General features: G+C 67.6%; 16 protein-coding genes. 11 read left to right on the forward strand and 5 right to left on the reverse strand.

The genetic code is table 11. From position 1 onward, the window contains the following. Positions 1 to 39: 39 nt before the first annotated feature. Genes ACYSM9_RS18630 through ACYSM9_RS18640 form a run of 3 tightly spaced genes read left to right on the forward strand, consistent with a single transcriptional unit; the run spans position 40 to position 2,360 of the window. On the forward strand, positions 40 to 816 hold the full coding sequence (locus ACYSM9_RS18630) for a DUF5058 family protein (protein ID WP_461858445.1): 777 nt from the start codon (positions 40 to 42) through the stop codon (positions 814 to 816). 27 nt (positions 817 to 843) lie between these two features. Beyond that, complete coding sequence (locus ACYSM9_RS18635; protein WP_461858446.1) at positions 844 to 1,581, forward strand: hypothetical protein; 738 nt, start codon at positions 844 to 846, stop codon at positions 1,579 to 1,581. Between the two features lie 38 nt (positions 1,582 to 1,619). Continuing rightward, the gene (locus tag ACYSM9_RS18640; protein ID WP_461858447.1) at positions 1,620 to 2,360 is read left to right on the forward strand and encodes an SDR family NAD(P)-dependent oxidoreductase; all 741 of its coding nucleotides are present in this window, start codon (positions 1,620 to 1,622) and stop codon (positions 2,358 to 2,360) included. A 29-nt stretch (positions 2,361 to 2,389) separates the two neighbouring features. On the opposite strand, the gene ACYSM9_RS18645 is transcribed toward ACYSM9_RS18640, so the two are convergent. Continuing rightward, positions 2,390 to 3,958, reverse strand: a complete 1,569-nt coding sequence (locus tag ACYSM9_RS18645; RefSeq protein WP_461858448.1) for a glycoside hydrolase family 32 protein — start codon at positions 3,956 to 3,958, stop codon at positions 2,390 to 2,392. A gap of 278 nt (positions 3,959 to 4,236) precedes the next feature. Between ACYSM9_RS18645 and ACYSM9_RS18650 the strand changes: the two genes are divergently transcribed. From ACYSM9_RS18650 to ACYSM9_RS18670, 5 genes are all read left to right on the forward strand, one after another. Continuing rightward, the gene (locus ACYSM9_RS18650) at positions 4,237 to 5,688 is read left to right on the forward strand and encodes a family 43 glycosylhydrolase (protein ID WP_461858449.1); all 1,452 of its coding nucleotides are present in this window, start codon (positions 4,237 to 4,239) and stop codon (positions 5,686 to 5,688) included. Between the two features lie 65 nt (positions 5,689 to 5,753). After that, positions 5,754 to 7,088, forward strand: coding sequence for an ABC transporter substrate-binding protein (locus tag ACYSM9_RS18655; RefSeq protein WP_461858450.1), 1,335 nt, complete (start codon positions 5,754 to 5,756; stop codon positions 7,086 to 7,088). 9 nt (positions 7,089 to 7,097) lie between these two features. Further along, positions 7,098 to 7,979 carry a carbohydrate ABC transporter permease gene (locus ACYSM9_RS18660; RefSeq protein ID WP_461858451.1) on the forward strand — a complete coding sequence of 294 codons (882 nt, stop codon included), beginning with the start codon at positions 7,098 to 7,100 and terminating at the stop codon, positions 7,977 to 7,979. Beyond that, entirely contained in the window at positions 7,976 to 8,881 is a 906-nt protein-coding gene (locus tag ACYSM9_RS18665; RefSeq protein ID WP_461858452.1) for a carbohydrate ABC transporter permease, read from the forward strand. The genes ACYSM9_RS18660 and ACYSM9_RS18665 overlap by 4 nt, the downstream gene beginning before the upstream one ends. A gap of 41 nt (positions 8,882 to 8,922) precedes the next feature. Continuing rightward, the gene (locus ACYSM9_RS18670) at positions 8,923 to 10,005 is read left to right on the forward strand and encodes a LacI family DNA-binding transcriptional regulator (protein WP_461858453.1); all 1,083 of its coding nucleotides are present in this window, start codon (positions 8,923 to 8,925) and stop codon (positions 10,003 to 10,005) included. A gap of 116 nt (positions 10,006 to 10,121) precedes the next feature. Here ACYSM9_RS18670 and ACYSM9_RS18675 read toward each other — a convergent pair whose 3' ends face one another. Genes ACYSM9_RS18675 through uriH form a run of 3 tightly spaced genes read right to left on the reverse strand, consistent with a single transcriptional unit; the run spans position 10,122 to position 13,603 of the window. Then, positions 10,122 to 11,069 carry a ribokinase gene (locus ACYSM9_RS18675; protein WP_461858454.1) on the reverse strand — a complete coding sequence of 316 codons (948 nt, stop codon included), beginning with the start codon at positions 11,067 to 11,069 and terminating at the stop codon, positions 10,122 to 10,124. Beyond that, positions 11,066 to 12,493, reverse strand: coding sequence for a uridine transporter UriT (gene uriT, locus ACYSM9_RS18680; RefSeq protein WP_461858455.1), 1,428 nt, complete (start codon positions 12,491 to 12,493; stop codon positions 11,066 to 11,068). Before uriT ends, ACYSM9_RS18675 begins: the two co-directional genes overlap by 4 nt. Next, complete coding sequence (uriH, locus tag ACYSM9_RS18685; RefSeq protein ID WP_461858456.1) at positions 12,494 to 13,603, reverse strand: uridine-preferring nucleoside hydrolase UriH; 1,110 nt, start codon at positions 13,601 to 13,603, stop codon at positions 12,494 to 12,496. Positions 13,604 to 13,821: 218 nt separating this feature from the next. Here uriH and ACYSM9_RS18690 point away from each other — a divergent pair, with 218 nt between their 5' ends. Next, entirely contained in the window at positions 13,822 to 14,811 is a 990-nt protein-coding gene (locus ACYSM9_RS18690) for a LacI family DNA-binding transcriptional regulator (protein WP_461858461.1), read from the forward strand. Between the two features lie 36 nt (positions 14,812 to 14,847). Then, entirely contained in the window at positions 14,848 to 15,954 is a 1,107-nt protein-coding gene (locus tag ACYSM9_RS18695) for a GTP pyrophosphokinase (protein ID WP_461858457.1), read from the forward strand. A 1-nt stretch (position 15,955) separates the two neighbouring features. Here ACYSM9_RS18695 and ACYSM9_RS18700 read toward each other — a convergent pair whose 3' ends face one another. Further along, positions 15,956 to 16,831, reverse strand: coding sequence for an NAD(P)-dependent oxidoreductase (locus ACYSM9_RS18700; RefSeq protein WP_461858458.1), 876 nt, complete (start codon positions 16,829 to 16,831; stop codon positions 15,956 to 15,958). Between the two features lie 766 nt (positions 16,832 to 17,597). Here ACYSM9_RS18700 and ACYSM9_RS18705 point away from each other — a divergent pair. Beyond that, complete coding sequence (locus ACYSM9_RS18705) at positions 17,598 to 18,140, forward strand: hypothetical protein (RefSeq protein WP_461858459.1); 543 nt, start codon at positions 17,598 to 17,600, stop codon at positions 18,138 to 18,140. Positions 18,141 to 18,398 lie beyond the last annotated feature (258 nt).

Below are 18,398 nucleotides of genomic sequence, written 5' to 3' on the forward strand. Positions count from 1 at the left end.
TCGGACCGCGCTCCGCGGGGCCTTCAACCGGAGGTTTCCATGCACCAGCCCCTGGCTCTCCAAGCAATGGCACTTCAACCATCCGCCGGCACCGGCCCCACCGACATCCTCAGCATCGCCAACAATCCCGTCCTCTGGATCTGCGTCGCCGGCGTATTCGGCGTCATCATCATCCAGTCCGTGATCTTCATGGGGGCTGCGCGCCGGGCGGCACCTGCCGTCGACATGAGCCCGACGGACATCCGGACATCGTTCCGCTCCGGTGCGGTGTCGGCGATCGGCCCGTCCCTGGCCGTGTCGCTGGTGGCCATCGCACTCCTGGGCCTGTTCGGTGCACCGGCGGTGCTGTCCAGAATCGGGCTGATCGGCTCGGCCGCCTATGACGTGTCCGCCGCAGGCATTGCCGCCGGTTCCATGGGAGCCAAACTCGGCGACGCGAGCTACACCCAAAGCGTGTTCGCCGTGGCCTTCTTTGCGATGAGCATCGGCGGGGCCATGTGGATGCTGGCCACGCTCATCCTGACTCCCCTGCTCCGCAAAGGGGATGCCAAAATCCGCGCCGTGAACCCCGTGGCCATGGCCGTCGTTCCGGCCGCGGCCCTGATCGGGGCGTTCGCGTGCCTGGGGCTCACGGAACTGCCGAAGTCGGGCATCCACGTCCTCTCCTTCTTCGTCTCCGCGGCGGTCATGGGGCTGCGCCTGCTGCTGGCCCGCAAGCTCGGGAAGAGCTGGCTGCGCGAGTGGGGGCTGGGCTTTTCCATCGTGGTGGGACTCACCGCCGCCTACCTTGCCGCGGCCCCCGCCGTCGGCGCCTGACCCGCCCCTCACCGGAAAGGAACACCCATGACCTCCACCACCACCGCACCTGCCGCCGGAAGCACCGCCATGGCCGAGTTCGGCCGCACCACATCCCGATGGGGCCAGGCGACCATGATCGCCGGCCTCCTGATCTCCGTGGCCGGCCCCTTGTACCTCGTCTTCGCCGGCGGCCTGGAGATCGCCCCGGCCCAGCTCTGGATCGCGTTCGCGGCTGTCGCAGCCACCTTCGGCATCATCTGGATCGTCGAGCCGCTCACCTACTACCCCGTCCTCGGCCCCGCCGCGATGTACCAGGCCTTCATGATCGGCAACATCTCCAACAAGCTGCTGCCGGCGGCGCTCATCGCGCAGACCAATATCGGCGCCAAGCCCGGCACCAAGCGCGCGGAACTCGCGGCCGTCGTCGCCATCTGCGGAGCCGCCGCGGTGCACCTGGTCTCCCTGGCGGTCTTCGTGGGCCTGCTGGGAAGCTGGCTGATCAGCGTCATCCCGCCGTCGGTCCTGCTGGTCACCCGGATGTATGTCCTGCCCGCGGTCCTCGGCGCGGTGCTGGTGCAGGCGATCGTGTCCATGAAGCAACCCCGCACCACGGTGATTGCCCTGGTGGTCTCGGCCGTCGTCGTCTTCGGCCTGGTTCCGCTTGCGCCTTCCCTGGCCATGGTGTCCACCGCCATCTCCGTTCTGGGTACCATCCTCCTGGCCTGGTTCCTGCGCGGAAAGTCCGCAGACACAGCGGTGCCTGCACCCGTGCACATCGAGTAGGGATACTGGTACAACATCCGAACCAGGGAGGGCCCCGCATGGCACGCGTCTTCATCACCGGTTCCACGGACGGGCTGGGCCGCGCCGCTGCGGCGTCGCTCCTCCGGGACGGGCACGAGGTCATCGTCCACGCGCGGTCCTCCCGGCGGCTCCATGCGGTGCAGCACCTGCTGGACGAGGGGGCGCAGTGCGTCATCGGCGACCTCGGCATCGACAAAGACGTCCGGCGGATCGCAGACGAGGCCGTGGGGATCGGCGGCATCGACGCCGTCATCCACAATGCCGGCATCCTCAGCGGCCCTGCCCTGCTGCCGGTCAACGTGGTGGCCCCTTACCTGCTGACCGCCCTCATCCCCGGACCGCGCCGGCTCATCTACCTGAGCAGCGGCATGCACCGGGGAGGCGACACCGGCCTGGACGGCCTGGACTGGACAGGACGGACGACGACGGCCTCGTACTCCACCACGAAGCTGCAGGTCACTGCGTTGTCGGGAGCGGTGGCCCGGCTGGTGCCGCACGTCGCCAGCAACGCCGTCGACCCCGGCTGGGTGCCCACCCGGATGGGCGGCCGGTCGGCACCCGACAGCCTGGAACTGGGCCACCGCACCCAGGAGTGGCTGGCCACCAGTGACGATCCGGCAGCCCTGTCCAGCGGCGGCTACTGGTACCACCAGCACCGGCAGAAGCCGCACCCGGCGGCCGCCGACCCCGCGTTCCAGGATGCCCTCCTGGCCCGGCTCGCGGAGCACACAGGCGTCACGCTGGACGCGCTGCGTTAGCTGACCCGGTCAACGCTGCGCTGGCCCGCTCAGTTCGGGACCGCGGCCAGCTCCCGGATGGTGATGCCGGAAAACGTGGCCGGGCCGCCGTCGGTGTAGAAGGAAATCCCGGTGTCGCCATCAGCGAAGTGCACCTGCTGGGAGAGCACCGTGTGCCCGGCATTGACGAACACTTCGACGCTCTGGGTGTCCACGAAGATCCGCAGGTGCACCGACCGTGCAGCAGCGTCGATCGGCGCCGCGGCCCGCGTGTACGGCACCAGCGAATACCCGGCCAGGTCGGACGGGGCCCGGTCGACGTACAGCTGAGCACCGTATTTTCCGATGTTCGTATGCCGGCTGCCGTCGGCCGAGCGGCCTACGGAGACCCCGACGTTGGCGGCCGCATCCCAGGAGATATCCAGCTCCAGCTCGTAGGCGCGGCCCCGCCAGGGCAGGACGTAGCTGCCGTCCACGTTCCGGCCGGGGAGCACCGTAGTGGAGCTGGCGTAGTTGGCGAGCGCAGCCACCGGACTGCTCAGGAGGCTGTACCAGCCGCCCGGCTGGCGGGCCAGGCGCAGTTCCCGCACGACCGAGTTCTGGCCGTTGTACCCGTCGGTGGCATCCGTGGGAACATCGCGGGCGGCGTACTTCCAGTTGTTCATCCAGGCCACCGCATAGCGCCGCGCGTCCGGCGCGTCCAGGGAAGGCCACGTCACCGCCGCGTACCAGTCCCAGCCCCAGTCCAGCCACTGCGGGTTGTCCACGTCGTCGGCGAGGAACTGGGTTCCGTCCCACGTTCCGGTCCAGTAGGCGTAGGTCATGGGCAGGCCGATGCTGTAGGCGTCCATGCTGGCGCCAAGCACCCAGTGCCGCGTGCCGTCGTCGGCCGTCATCTCAAACAGGTCGGGGCACTCGATGCCGCCGAGCGCATGGTTTGGGTAGTCGAAGTTGCGCTGCAGCTGCCAGTTCCGCAGGTCGGCCGAGGTGTAGAAGGCGGCGTACCGGGCGCGGCCGATCACGCAGACCCATTCGCCGCGGGCCGCGTCCCAGTGGATCTTGGGGTCGCGGAACCACTCGGCGTTCTCGATCTCCGCCTGCGTGGTGGCGGTCCGGCCGTCGGGGTTGGCGATCACCGGATCCGGCAGGGCCGTGAAGGTGTAGCCACCGTCGGTTGACCAGTACAGGTACTGCTCCTGGTACTTGCGGATTCCGTCCGTGGGCTGCGTGGCGAGCACGACCAGCGCCCCTGCCCCGAAGCCGGCGGTGTTGGCCGAGTCCACCACCGCGGAGCCGGACCAGACGGGAAAGTCGGGCTGCAGTGGCAACGCCACGCCGTGGTGGCTGAAGGCCACACCGTCGGCCGTGGTGGCGTGGTCCCACCCGCCCTGCCCGTTGTTCGTGGTGGAGTGCAGGTAGTAAAGGTGGTGCGCGCCGTCGAGGTACACCGGACGCTGCGGGTCGCAGAGCCAACCCGACGGCGGGGTCAGGTGGTAGACGGCGCGGAGCGAATCCTGGCCGTGGGCGGGCGTGGGCGGCCTGGTGCCGCCGGCGAGCAGGGCCAGCGCTCCTGCTCCGGTGCCCTGCAGGACATGGCGGCGGGACATGGCATGGGTCATCGTTGACTTCCTCTCAGGGGGACGGCGTCATCGCCGGGCGCTCGGGAGCGGCGGGGCCTTCATTGGCTCCGCGTCGGGACTCCATGATGATTAAGCGCTTAAGCAGGAGAAGATACCCAGCCGCGAGGTGCGGGTCAAGCGTTTCAGCAAAATTCGATGCCCGCCGGAGCCAATCCAGCCAGCGGCAAAAGTTTCTGTGCTAAAACGCTTGAACAACAGTGTGATCCACGCTACGTTCATGGTGATCAAACGCTTTAGCAGAATGGACATCACCGCCGATGAGCTACCCCGTCTTCTTCCAGCCCGCCGATGCTTGGGTGGGCGACCTGATCCCCTTCCAGAAGGACGGGGAGTTCTGGCTCTTCTACCTTCACGAAGTCCGCAGCAACCCGAAGCCCGGGACCGCCTGGAACCTCGTCACCACCAAGGACCTGGTCCAGTTCCAGGACCACGGCGTCGCCCTCCCCCACGGCACCACGGAAGACCTGGACTTCAACTGCTACACCGGCAGCATCGTGGCCGACGAGTCGGGGATCCACCACCTGTTCTACACCGGGCAAAACCCGGCCAACCTGGGCTCTGACGGCCTGCCGCTGCAGCTGGTCATGCATGCCACCAGCGCCGACGGGATGCAGACCTGGACCAAGCACCCGGAGCTGACCTTCGGCGCCCCCGAGGCCTATGAGTCAGCCGACTGGCGGGATCCCTTCGTCTTCCGCGACGAGGACGCCGGCCTGTGGCGGATGCTCCTGGCGGCCCGGCATTCCGCAGGACCCGAACGGCGCCGCGGCGTCATCGCCCAGTGCGTCTCCACCGACCTGATGGCCTGGACACCCGCGGACCCCTTCTGGGACCCCCGTCGCTACATCACCCACGAGTGCCCGGACGTCTTCGAATGGGGCGGCTGGTGGTACATGGTCTACTCGGAATTCTCCGAATCGTTCAGCACGCGCTACCGCATGGCCGCCAGCCCGGACGGCCCATGGACCGTCCCGGCCCGCGACAGCATCGACGGCCGCGCCTTCTACGCCTCCAAGACGGCGGAGCGGGACGGACGCCGGTTCTTCTTCGGCTGGATCGCCAGCAAGGAAGGAAACTCCGACGACGGCGCCTGGCAGTGGGCGGGCACCATGGCGGTTTTGGAGGCGCGGCAGAACACCGACGGGACGCTGGCCTTCGGGTTCGCCGATGAGCTGGTGGACAGCTTCTGGGACGACGTCCCGCTGGAGTTGGAGGGCCAACCGCTGCACCAGAGCCTGCCCCTCCGGCTGGCGGCCCCGGACGGCTACGCCGCCGCCGTCACCTCCACCCCGGCGCCCACGCAGTTCTACGCCCGGGCAGAGCTGGACATCCAGCCCGGCACCACCGAATGCGGGCTGCTGCTGCGCGCGACCCCGGACGGCGACCACTCCTACATCGTCAGGCTCGAACCCAAACGTGGCCGGATGGTCTTCGACCGCTGGCCCCGCACCGTCACCGGGGAGGCCCAGTGGCACGTCTCCGGCGACGTGCCGTTCGCCATCGAACTCGAGCGTCCCTGCGACCTCGCACCGGGACGCCACACCCTGGAAGTCGTGGTCGACGGCGACCTGTGCGTCGCCGTCGTGGACCGCCAGGTGGCCCTCAGCACCCGGATCTACGGCCTTCCCGCCGGCGCCATAGGCGTGTTCGCCGGCGAAGGCTCAGTCACTGTCACCGAATTCGACGTACGCAAGCGCACCGACAACTGAATAACCCCCTCCGTTCCCATCGGCCCGCCCCAGGCGGTCCACACCAATCAAGGGAGATTGCCCCCATGAAGAACGTTTTCCGCGCTGCCGCCCTCGCAGCCGTCACCGCCCTGGCGCTGACTGCCTGCGGCGGAGGAAGCTCCAGCAGCCCCGCCAACGTCAGCCCCACCGGCGAGATCAAGCCCCGCGAAATCTCGTGGCTGCTGTCCCGTCCGGCTGACGGCGCCGTCATCAACATCATGAAGAAGCTGGCCGACGACTACGGGAAGGACCACCCGGGCTTCTCGCTGAACCTGATCACCACCCCGGACCGGCCCTCCTACATCCAGAAGCTCGAGACGCTGGCGGCGGCCAACAAGCTCCCCGAGCTCTTTGACACCGACGCCACGCCGTTCGCACAGCAGCTGGCCAAGCAAGGCAAGATGCTCGACGCCGACAAGCTGCTGAAGTCCCTGGGCATCTACGACAAGTACCGCCCCGGGGCCCTGGACTACCAGCGCTTCGACGACGGTTCCCTGTACATGGTCCCGTTCCAGTACGAGCTCGAGTACATCTGGTACAACAAGGCCCTGTTCACCAAGGCCGGAGTGTCCGTGCCTAAGTCGCTCGATGACATTCCCGCGATGTGCACCGCCCTCCGCAGCGCCGGCATCACCCCCATCGCCATCGACGGCCAGGACCAGTGGCCGCTGGAGAGGTACGTCGCCTACCAGCCGTTCCGCGCGGCCGGCCCGGAGTTTGTGCAGAAACTGAAGAAGGGCGAAGCCAAGTTCGCGGACGCCGCCGGCCAGAAGACCGTCAACTGGATGGCCGAACTGGGCAAGGCCAAGTGCTTCCAGGACGGCTTCTCCGCCCAGGGCTACTCCGACGCGCAGAACCAGTTCACGTCCGGACAGGCGGCCATGTACAACATCGGCACCTGGGAGCTGCCCAGCCTGGCCACCGACAAGCTGAACCCCGCCGTCCGCAACGACGTCGACTTCTTCACTCTGCCCACCACCGCAGGTTCGGTGACGGCGGCCAACGAGTTCGTGTCCCCCTCGGGCATCGGCATGGCTGTGAACGCCAAGACCTATGATCCGCTGGTGAGCGACTTCCTGAAGTTCGCCCTGGAAAAGTACCCGGCGGAGTACGCCGCCACCGGGGCGCTCTCCCCCACCACCGACGTGGAAACCACCATCCCTGCCAACGCCACCCCGCTGTACCGGAAGGCCCTTGACCAGGCCAAGGACCTGGGTTCGAAGCAGGCCATGCCGTGGGACACCCAGCTGGACCCGACCACCAACACCCGCCTGCAACAGGAACTCGTCCTGCTGGTCCAGGGTGAGATCACGCCCCAGCAGTTCACGGAGACGATGGACAGCACCATCGCCCAGAACGCCCCGAAGTTCTTCAAGTAAAGGTCCGCCATGCTTCCCAACAGGTCGAGGACCTCGGTCCTGGTCTTCCTGCTCCCGCCGCTGCTGCTCTACGGCGCAGCGGTCCTCTTTCCCATCCTCCAGTCCCTGTTCCTGAGCTTCTTCTCCTGGAACGGCATCACCGACATGGAATTCGTCGGGCTGGAGAACTACGCCCGGATGTTCACCGGGGACGACATCTTCTGGCGCGCCTTCGTGAACGCCCTGGTCTACCTGGCCATCTGCCTTGTCCTGCAGCTCGGCGGCGCCCTGGTGGTGGCCAGCCTCCTCACCTCGCTCCGGCGCGGCCGGGAACTCATCAAGACCCTCTACCTGCTGCCGGCCGTGATCTCCACGGTGGCCATCGCGTTCCTCTTCGTGCGGATCTACTCCCTCGAGCCCGTGGGCCTGCTCAACCAGCTGCTGCAGTGGATTGGCCTCGGCAGCCTGGAACGGCCCTGGCTCTCGGACATCAACTCCGTCCTGGCCGCGGTCTCCGCACCCGAAGGCTGGCGCTTCACCGGGCTCTACATGCTCATCATCTATGCCGCGCTGCTGGCGGTGCCCAAGGAACTGGAGGAAGCCGCCGTCCTGGACGGCGCCTCGCGGTGGACCCTGTTCACCAAAATCCGGTTCCCCTACATCCGGCCCGTGTGGATCACCACCACCATCATGGCCACCACCTACGGCCTGCGCGGCTTCGACATCCCCTACCTGATGACCAACGGCGGCCCGGGCCAGTCCTCGGAACTGCTCACCACCTACATGTACAAGACGGCCTTCACCAGCACGGACTTCGGCTACGCCAGCACCATCTCGGTGTTTATCGTGATCGAGTGCCTCGTCGCCGTCGGCCTCATCCTGTTCCTGCTCAAGCGGAAGGCAGACGCATGATCACCCAGGCAGCCCCGCCGGCCAGGCCACCCGCCGTCGTCCCTCCCACGCCCGCAGGCAGGCGCCGCAAGCGCCGGCCGGACCTGTTCCGCACGCTCTCCCGCGTGCTGGTCATGCTGATCGTGATCGTGCAGGTGTACCCGCTGGCGTGGCTGTTCCTGACCAGCCTGCGCACCGAACACGACTTCGCCACCGGGGACCCGTTCGCGCTGCCCGGTTCCCTGACCTGGGACAACTACGCCAGGGCGTTCGAGACCGGCGACCTCGGCCGGAACATCCTGAACAGCTTCGTGGTGACCATGGGCGCGAACGTGCTGATTGTCCTGCTGGGCATGATGGCCGCCTACGCCATCCAGGTGCTCGGTTTCCGGCTCAGCAGGCTGGTGCGCGGGCTGTTCCTGATCGGCATCATCGTCCCGGTCCAGATCGCCCTGGTCCCGCTGTTCATCGACTACTCCGCGGTGAACCTGCTGGACACCTACCAGTCGATGATCATCCCGCTGGCCGGCTTCTCGCTGCCCATGTCCGTGTACTTGTTCTCCTCCTTCTACGAGTACATCCCGAAGGAAACGTATGAGGCTGCCTCGCTGGACGGTGCCGGCCCGTACCGGATCTTCGGGCTGATCACCCTGCCGCTGTCCCTGAACACCGTGGTCACCGTGGTGCTGGTCAACAGCATCTTCATCTGGAACGACTTCATCTTCGCCAACACGTTCGTCCTGTCCGAGGAGCTCAAGACCATCCCGCTGGGGCTGCAGAACTACATCGGCGCCATGGGCAAGGTGGACTGGACGGCCACCTTCGCCGCCGTGTGCGTCACCATCACGCCGCTGCTGCTGGTGTTCCTGGTGCTCAACAAGGCCATGATCCAGGGCCTCGAGAGCGGGGCGACCAAGGGATGACGGCCACGGCGGATGGTTATACTCCTGAGGGAGGCCAGAAGATGTCAACGGAGAACAAGCCAGGAGAGCCCGCGCCCGCGGCCGGCTCCCCCCGGACGCCCGGGCGGCCCCATCCGGTGACCCTCCGCGAAGTGGCCGAGGCGGCCGGGGTTTCCACGGCCACCGTCTCGTTGGTGGTCAACAAGAAAAAGAGCGCACGGATCGCCGAAGAAACCCGGCAGCGCGTCAAGGACGCCATCCGCGCCCTGGGCTACCGCCCCAACGCCATGGCCCAGACGCTGGTCAGCGGCACGTCGAAGTTCATCGGGCTGGTGGCGGACGGGGTCGCCACCACCCCCTTCGCCGGCCAGATCATCCACGGCGCGCAGGACGAGGCGTGGAAGCACGGGTACGCCCTCCTCATCGCCAACACCGAGGGCAACCGGGAGCTGGAGCAGGATGCCATCGGCATGATGCTGGAGTACAAGGTGCGCGGCATCCTCTACTCCACCTGGTTCCACCGGCCCACCGACGTCCCGGCGTCCCTGCGCGAGGCGGACTTCGTGCTGGTCAACTGCTTCTCCACCGAGCCGGGGGCCCGTGCCGTCGTCCCGGACGAGGTCCAGGGCGGCCGGTCCGCCACCGAGATCCTGCTCCGGCACGGCCACCGCCGCATCGCCTTCATCAATGCCACCATCCCGGCCCCGGCCAAAGACGGACGTTTGCAGGGGTACCGGGAAGCGCTCGAGGACGGGGGCGTGGCGTTCGATCCCGGGCTGGTGCTGGAGGCTTATCCGGACCAGGAAGGCGGCTACGGGGCCACCGAAGAACTGCTCAAGCGCGACGTGACGGCGGTGTACTGCTACAACGACCGGATGGCGATGGGCCTGTACGACGGCCTGCGGGAACGCGGCCTGTCCATCCCGGACGACATCGCGGTGGTGGGGTTCGACAACCAGGAGGTCATCGCAGCCCATCTGCGCCCGCCCCTGTCCACCGTGTCCCTGCCGCACTACGAACTGGGCGCGGCAGGGGTGCGCACGCTGCTGGGCCTTGACCCGGCACCGGAGGCTCCCCAGGGTGCGGCCAAAATCCACTGCCCGCCGGTGGAACGGGACTCCGTCCGGGCCGCGGCCCGCGCCTAGCCCATCCATTGCTCCGTAAACGCCGTTTTGGCGTCGCATAAGGGCGTTGGGCCCACGCCGGCAGGGTTCCCTGGCCGAGCTTGCGAGGCTAGGGTGCCGGTGGGGAGCAATGGAGTCTAGGAGGCGTTGAGGCGGCGCTCGACGGCGGCCGCTTCCGGGTACGCCGCCTGCGTCCCTTTGCGGGTGGTCGCCATCGCCGCGGCAACGGAGGCGAATGCTGCGGCGTCGGCGAGCGCGTCCCCCGCCGCCAGCCGGACGGCCACCGCCCCGGTGAACGCGTCCCCGGCGCCGGTGGTGTCCACGGCGTTCACCTCGGTGGGCTGCACGAACGTGACGCGGGCTTCTGCCAGCGAGTCCAGAACCACGGACCCGCGTGAACCCAGTGTCACCAGGACCTGCCGGATCCCGCGCGCGGCGAACCGCTCCCGCACGGCGTCCCACTCATCGGCGGGCGCGCCGGCCCCCGGGACCCCGCCGCCCAGGAACAGTGCGGCCTCATGGGCGTTGACCAGCAGGATGTCCGCCAGCGCGGCCAGGTCTTCGGGGATTTCCGCATACGGTGAGAGGTTCAGCAGGACCTGCGCTCCGGCGTCGTGCCCTGCCTGCGCTGCCGCCAGCACCGTATCCATGCCGACTTCCAGGCAGAGGCTGACGACGGCCGCGCCCTCCAGGACGTCCGAGGCTCCCGCCACGTCCTTGGGGGACAGCGATCCGTTGGCGCCGGCGGAGATGATGATGTTGTTCTCGCCCTGCGCATCGACGGCGATCACGGCCACGCCTGTGGGCTCGCTGGAAGTGCGGACACGGCCCACGTCCACACCGGCGCCGGCCACCGACGCCAGGAGCATGTCGCCGTTGGCGTCCTCGCCCACGGCGCCCACCAGGCTGACGTGCCCGCCCAGCCGGCCCGCAGCGACGGCCTGGTTGGCGCTCTTGCCGCCGGGATTCACGGCGAACCCGTTGCCCTGGACCGTCTCGCCCGGCTGCGGGAGGCGGTCGCAGTAGATGGTGAGGTCCGCGTTGAGGGATCCCACGACGACGATCCGGCCGGCCGCGTCGCTCACGCCGCCACCTCCGCCTCAACCGGCTTGGGAATCAGCAGCGACGCGGCGAACGCGGCGACGGTTAGGGCCAGGCCGACGAGCACGACGGTCAGGTAGGAGGCCTGCGCATCGCCGAGCGTCGCCGTCGCCACGAGCACGGCGGGCAGGATGAGGAAGCTCAGGCCCGCGCCCAGGTTGAACGCGCCGGCGTTCATGCCGGGCAGGAAGCCGGGGTTGCCGGCGGGTGAGAGGACAACACCGAGTCCGTTGAGCATGATGTTGACCGTACCGGCGTACATGATGCCCAGCAAGACCGTGCCGGCGATCATCATCGGCAGGCTGGACAGGCCCAGGAACGCGATCACGGCGAGCGCGGCGATGCTGCCCAGCAGGCCGATGCGCAGCACCTTGGTGTAGCCGAGGACCGGGGCGAGCCTGCCGCTGAGCGGGCCCACCACCCAGCCGAGCAGGGCGTACGGGGTGAGGATGATCAGCGACATCTCGGTGGGTCCGATGCTGAACCCGGGAGCGGCGGCCTGGACATAGGCCGGGACGATGCCGTTGATGACGGCGAAGATGCCGGTCATGGTCAGCGTGGTGGTGAGCAGCGGCGCCCAGGTGGCGCGCTGGCGCAGGTGGACGGTTTCCACCATGGGCTGGGCGGCGCGCTGCTCGGTGCGCCAGAAGGCGAAGAACGCGACGGCGGATACGAGGATCAGCGGCACGCTCAGTACCAGCACGCCTGGGTTAAATCCGGCAACCAGTTTCGAGGCCTCGTTCAGCGCGGTCAGCAGGGCTCCCACCGCCACCACGATGAAGAACACGCCCAGCCAGTCCATCCGGGTGCCGGCCGCGGGCCTGCTTTCGTTCGCCAGGAACAGGACGAGGGCAGTGGCGGCGACGGCGAGGACCACCATGAGCCAGAAGATGCTGCGGAACCCGTAGTGCTCGGCGAAATAGCCGCCCACGAAGGAATCCACGCCGGCCACGCCGCCGTTGACGGCAGTAATAAGGCCCATCAGCGTGCCGTACTTGCGCGGGTTGCTGACGGCCGAGCGCAGCATGATCAGGCAGAGCGGGACGGTGGGTCCGCTGACGCCCTGGATGATGCGGCCCACGAAGAGCCAGGTGATGTCCGGGGCCAGGGCGGCGATGACGGAACCGGCGGCCATGAGCAGCATCATGCCCACCAGGACCTTCTTGCGGCCCACGATGTCGCTCAGGCGTGGCAGGAACAGGGAGAACAGCGCGGCGGCGGTGAAGAACCAGGTCTGGGAGAGGCCGATGAGGGCCTGGTCCGCCTTCAGTTCCTGGCCCATGGTCACCAGGGCGGGGCTGAGCATGGAGGCGTTGAGCTGGAACGCCACGCAGGCGGCCAGCAGGGCGGTCATGAGGGCGGCGGTGTTGCCGCGGCCGGTCTTCGCTTCGGTGAGGGTGGCGGTCATTTACTTGACCCCTCCGGCGGTGAGGCGGGCAGCGTGGTTAAGTTCGACGTCGGACGCGTTGCCTTGGGTGGGGTCCGCACCTTCGCCGGTCCCGGCATCGTCCGCTGAGGTGTTGGCGCCCGGCTCGCCGATGCGTTTGAGCGCGTCGGTGACCAGGTCCCAGAACCGTGCGTGGTCCAGGTCCACGGCCACGCTGGTGTGGCAGTCGGCCGGGGCCGGGGCGCGGAAATCTGCCACGGTCATGCCCAGGGTGAGCGCGCCCGTCAGTTCGATGTTGACGGGGACCTTGCGGGTGCTGACGATGCTGGGGTCGATGACGTAGGCCACCGCGCAGGGGTCGTGGACGGGCGGGAAATCGAAGCCCTGGGCGTCCTTGTAGGTGTGGGCGAAGAAGTCCATCAGCTCGGTGACGAACTTGGCCGGAGTGGTGCCGATGGCGGCGATCCTCTCCACGACGTCCGGGGTGGCCAGGGCCTGGTGGGTGAGGTCCAGGCCCACCATGACCACGGGCCACTTCTCATTGAAGACGATGTGCGCGGCCTCGGGGTCGATGATGATGTTGAACTCGGCCACGGCGCTCCAGTTGCCCACGTGGTAGCCGCCGCCCATGAGGACCACTTCCTTGACGCGTTCCACGATGCGGGGTTCCTTGCGGGCGGCCATGGCGATATTGGTCAGGCCGGCGGTGGGGACTAGGGTGACGGTGCCGGGTTCGTGGGCCATGACAGTGTCGATGATGAGGTCGACGGCGTGGCGGGGGTCCAGCGTGATTTTCGACGGCGGCAGTTCCGGGCCGTCCATGCCGCTGTCGCCGTGGATGTCCGGCGCGGTTTCGATGCTGCGGACCAGCGGGCGGGGGCAGCCAGCGGCGAAGGGGACGCCGGTGATGCCGGCGATGGTGCCGACGGCCAAAGCGTTACGGGTGACCTTTTCGAGGGTCTGGTTGCCCACCACGGTGGTGACAGCCAGCAGTTCGATGTTCGGGTTGCCGTGCGCGAGCAGGAGGGCCACGGCGTCGTCGTGGCCGGGGTCGCAGTCCAGGATGATTTTCCGGGGCTGTTCGCTTTCTGGGGGCTGGTGGCTTAAGTCCACGATTATTCTCCACGTCATTGGGGTCTGCCGAGGCGGCAGGGGGTTCAGTATTCCGGGAGTGATCATGACACCGTTTGTTGGGCCACGTCAAACGCTTAACGCGCGCCGCGCATCCGCCCACGTCAAACGCTTGATGCCTTGCTGTTCTTGGAGCGCCCCGCGGCGGCTAGGATCGAAGTATGGATTCCGGGGAACAGGTGCAGCAGCGGGCCCGGCCCCGCCGGATCACGGCGGCCATGGTGGCCGCGCGGGCCGGGGTTTCGGTGGCCACGGTGTCGCTGGTGGCCAACGGCAAGACGGCGGGACGGGTGTCCGAGGACAACATTTCGCGGGTCCGCGAGGCCATCGCCGAACTCGGTTATGTGGTGGACGGCATCGGCAGCTCCCTGGCACGCGGGGTGAGCTCCATCGTGATCCTCGTGGCGCCGGACATCTCCAACCCGTTCTTCGCGAAGGTCATCGGCGGCGTGCGCGAATCGCTGGGACCGGATTACCAGCTGCTGTTGTCCGTCACCGATTCGGGCGAGTTCCCCAAAGCCGACGACGTCCGGAAGCTGATGTCGCTGCGGCCTGCGGGGCTGCTGGTGGATGCGCCCAACGCCGGGTTCCTGGCGGATTTGTCGGTGGCGGGCCCGCTGGTGCTGCTGGATGCGCCGGGCCTGGAGTCGTACGCGCCGGCGGTGAACCTGGATGTGGCGCACGGCGCCCGCGAGCTGGCGGCCCACCTGGCCGCGGCCGGGCACCGGCGCGTGGCGTATCTGGACAGCATCACGGGAACGGAGACCTTCACCATCCGCCGGGAGGCCTTCCTGGCGGAGGCCGCGGAGCGCGGCATGGCGGTGGACCCCGGACACGTCCCTGCCACCACCATCGACGTCGGTGCTGCCGCGGCTGCCTTCGCCGACGCCTGGCCGGACTGGCAGCGCGCGGGGGTGACCGCCGTCGTCTGCGCCACCGACACCCACGCCTACGGTGTGCTGCAGGAAGCGCGCGTGGAGGGGCTCCGCATTCCGGAGGAGCTTGCCGTGGCGGGCTTTGATGACCTGCCCTACTCGGCCACCAGCAGCCCGGGCCTGACCAGCGTGCACCTGCCCGCAGAGCTGCTGGGGCTGAAGGCCGGGGAGCAGCTGCGCCGGCTGATGGAGGGGCAGTCTCTGGCTCAGGAAGAATTGACCTTGGAGAGCTCGCTGGTGGTGCGCGGATCCACGGCGGCGGCCGAAACGTAAGGCCTCCGTGTCGGACCTCCGCCGTAAGCTGGGAGCATGCCGAGTAACTGGGAAAGCCTTGACGCAACGCTGCGCGAGTCGGTGCAGCACAACGTGGAGATCTACGAGCGCGTCCGGCCTGCCCTGAAGCTGGTCACCCGGGACGTCCTGCTGGTGCTGCGGGACATGCTCAAGGACACGGAGGTCACTCCGCTGTTCGTCACCGGGCGCACCAAGACGGTGGAGTCGTTCAAGGAGAAGATTTCCCGCACGGAGGAGCCGCTGGAGCCGGGCGGCCCGCGGCTGCTGAAGTTCCCGGATCCCTTCCGGACCCTCAATGACATGGTCGGGATCCGCGTGATCACCAGGCTGCCGGCGGAGAATGCCGCCGTGGCCAACATCATCAAGCGCCAGCGGCAGCTGTTCGACTGCCGCGGCGACCGCGAGAAGGACATCGGGTCCATCGAGTCGGGCACCTACGGGTACTCCAGCCGGCACCTGATCCTGCGCACCATCCAGAACGAGGCGGTGAAGGAGTACCAGCAGGTCTTCAACCCTGACCTGCAACCGAACGGCAGCTACTTTTTCGAGTGCCAGATACGCACCATCTTTGCCCATGCGTGGAGCGAGATTGAGCACGACATCCGGTTCAAGGCCGAGGATCCGCGGGCCTGGACGCCGCATTTCGATCGGCAGTTCACGGCCACGGCGGCGATGCTGGAGACGGTGGAAACGGCCTTCGCGGACCTGCACGAGCGGTACGAGGAAGTGCGCAGCTTCTGGGACACGGACGGCGAGGGCGCTATGCCGCTGACGCCGAACCGCATCCGGGATGTCTGGCGCACGCTGCTCCCGCACGTGGACCGCAAGGTGGACGACGATTGGGGCTGGGCCGCCGAACTCCTCGCCGCGCATGGGCTCAACCAGACGGTGCAGCTGGCCGGGCTCCTCAGCGCCAACCGCATCACGGAGGTCCGCAGGGCTCTGGACCACCGCTACTCCCCCGGCCCGGACCGGCTGATGGACGATCTGCTGCTGTGGCAGTACGGCACCAAGCACATCGACCTCACCGCCGAACCGGCCGACGCCGTCCCGCACCCGCGGCGCGACAGCCTCCTGCGGCGGCTGCGGCAGATCGAGCGGTACCGGCTGACGAAGAAGTAGGCTACCCCGCTTCGTGGCCGCGGCGGAAAGCGGTGATGACGGCGGCGAGGTCCTCTCCCCCATGCCCGGCCGCGAGCGCATCGGCATACAGCCCCGAGACTGCCTGCATGAGGTCCGGGCGGGCTCCGGACTGCTCCATGGCCTCGACGATGAGCTGCGTGTCCTTCGCGGCGCCTTCGAGCGGGAAGCTGGCGGCGAGGTTTCCGCCGATCATGGCCCGGCCTTTCGTCTGGGCGTACGGGCTGTCCGAGGCGCCGCCGGCGATGGTGTCCAGGAAGAGCTGGGGGTCCAGGCCGAGGCGGGCGGCGAGGTCGATGGACTGCGCTGCGGCCGCGACGAGGGAGACTACCCAGGCGTTCGCCACCAGTTTGAGCCGGTGCCCGTCGCCGGGACGCTCGCCCACCCAGACGGTGCGCGCCGCGATGGCATCGACGACCGGTTTCAGGGCGGGACGTACCCGGTCCGGCCCGGCCGCCAGGATGGTGAGTTTCCCTTCCTCCGCGGGCTGCTTGGTCCCCATAACGGGGGCGTCGACGAACTCAATGCCGGCAGCGGCTGCCTGTGCGGCCAGCCGCTCCGTTGCCTCCAGTCCGAGCGTCCCGCTTTGCACCCATACCGATCCTTTCGGCATCGCGGGCAGGGCTTCGGCCATGACCTCGGTGACCGCGGCCTCGTCGAAAAGCATAGTCAGGACAACATCCGCCCCTTGGACGGCCTGGGCGGGAGAGTCTGCGATGGCGGCTCCTGCCTCTGCCAGCGGCTCGGCCCGATCCGCGTTGCGGTTCCAGACCCGGACATCGAGGCCCGCCTTGGCGAGGTTGCGCGCCATGCCGGCGCCCATGATTCCGGTTCCGAGGACGGCCACAGTGGTTGTCATGAACTTCTCCCTCTAGATGTCAGACCTTTCTTCTGACTCTACCGGGGGTATCCAACAAACTCGCGGCCGGCCGAGTCCACCCATGCGGGCCGGGAGTAACGCTGCAGTAACGCCTCCACGGTTAGGTTCGGGGCTGAATCAGTGGCAGGACGTTGGAGAATGTCGAGCCGGACTGTCTGGGGGCGCGAGCAGCGTGGCGGACAGGAGTGCCCGGCGTCTCACCTGACGTCGGGCCCGTTCGTTCGTCTTGGAGGATGGTCATGAACTACGGCACTCTGCTTGGTCACGTAGCGCGCATTCACCCGGCAATATGGGACGCCATTTACCCGCATGGCCCCTTGATTCGGCAAAGGTTCGATACTGTCGCCCTGAACCCTCAGCCGCTGCCTCCGAAGGAGATGGGGGAGAGGTTGCAGTTGGAAGCCGGATTGATGGCACGGGAATTGGTGCGGCTCGCGGTCGAGGCAGACATCCGCAACGATGATCCCGTACGCATGGTGCGTGAACTGATAGATGACTGGTGCGGCACGCCGTGGCCCCACAAGTGGCCCTTCCCGTGGCCGGGGCCGGGACCTACCGATGGTCCGCACCTCGACCCCTTGCACGTGAACAGCGCCCGGGTAGTCGGCGCAACCGTGTTCGCATCTTATGCCTCCCGCCTCGGGGAAGGACCGCTCCGGGAGGCCTTAGCTGATGGGGCCGAGCGGCTGGCTCAAACCGCGGTTGGGGAGTGAGGTCCCGATGTTGGTTGCCTGCATGACGGAAGTTGATCATCGAACAGGAGGACGTTCCAATGAACAGCTTGGAATCATTTAGCGGAATCGGCGTCTACGAGATGCAAAGCGCCGCGGCTAGGGAAATTAAACGAATCATGGCCGAGGCCGGTGGCGACCGCCTCAAGGCCGACAAAATTGTGCTGGCCAAGCTTCATGAGCTCAATTTCATCACCGAAAAGGAGTTGCCTGTCCTGAGCCATATTTGCGAGCTGGGGCACGCCGCGACTGGCGGGAAGCACGATGCAGCAAAGGCATACCAGGAAGTCAAGAAGGCGTATGAGGAGCTCCTGGTCAAAGGCAACGCGAGTCCGGTTGCTCTCGCCTACGCTTCCGGCGCCGTCGGGTCCTACGTGTCCGGCGATGGCGGCGAACCGGGCGGGTCAACGGTGGTCTACAAAAAGTCGGGCGGCAACTGGCAGGGCACCCTTGCCGGCGCGGGTGCAGTGATCGGTGGCTACTTTGGAGGTGCGGGCGGAGCCGCTGTGGGCGCCGCAATCGGAGGCGTGGTCGGCAAGATCGTCGACGACTGCTGAGTCATGGACGGTGACAACAGGGGCCGCAGGAGCGAGGCGGCACCCTTTGATTGCCCGCGCGCCGGACGCCGATCCGGTGAGTGCAGGCGCTTGTCGACTATTTGGAAGGCATGCCATCCGAGGAGCCCCTTCTCCCGCCCAGGCTGACAGAATCTCCATTATCGGCTTTCCCTTACATGTGGTCACACCGAGTGTAGGCCTAATGTCCGTTGTCAGTTGAGTTGGCAGTTTTGTCAGTAGACACGGCAGCCTACGGGT

Source organism: Arthrobacter sp. C152 (genome assembly GCF_054890965.1).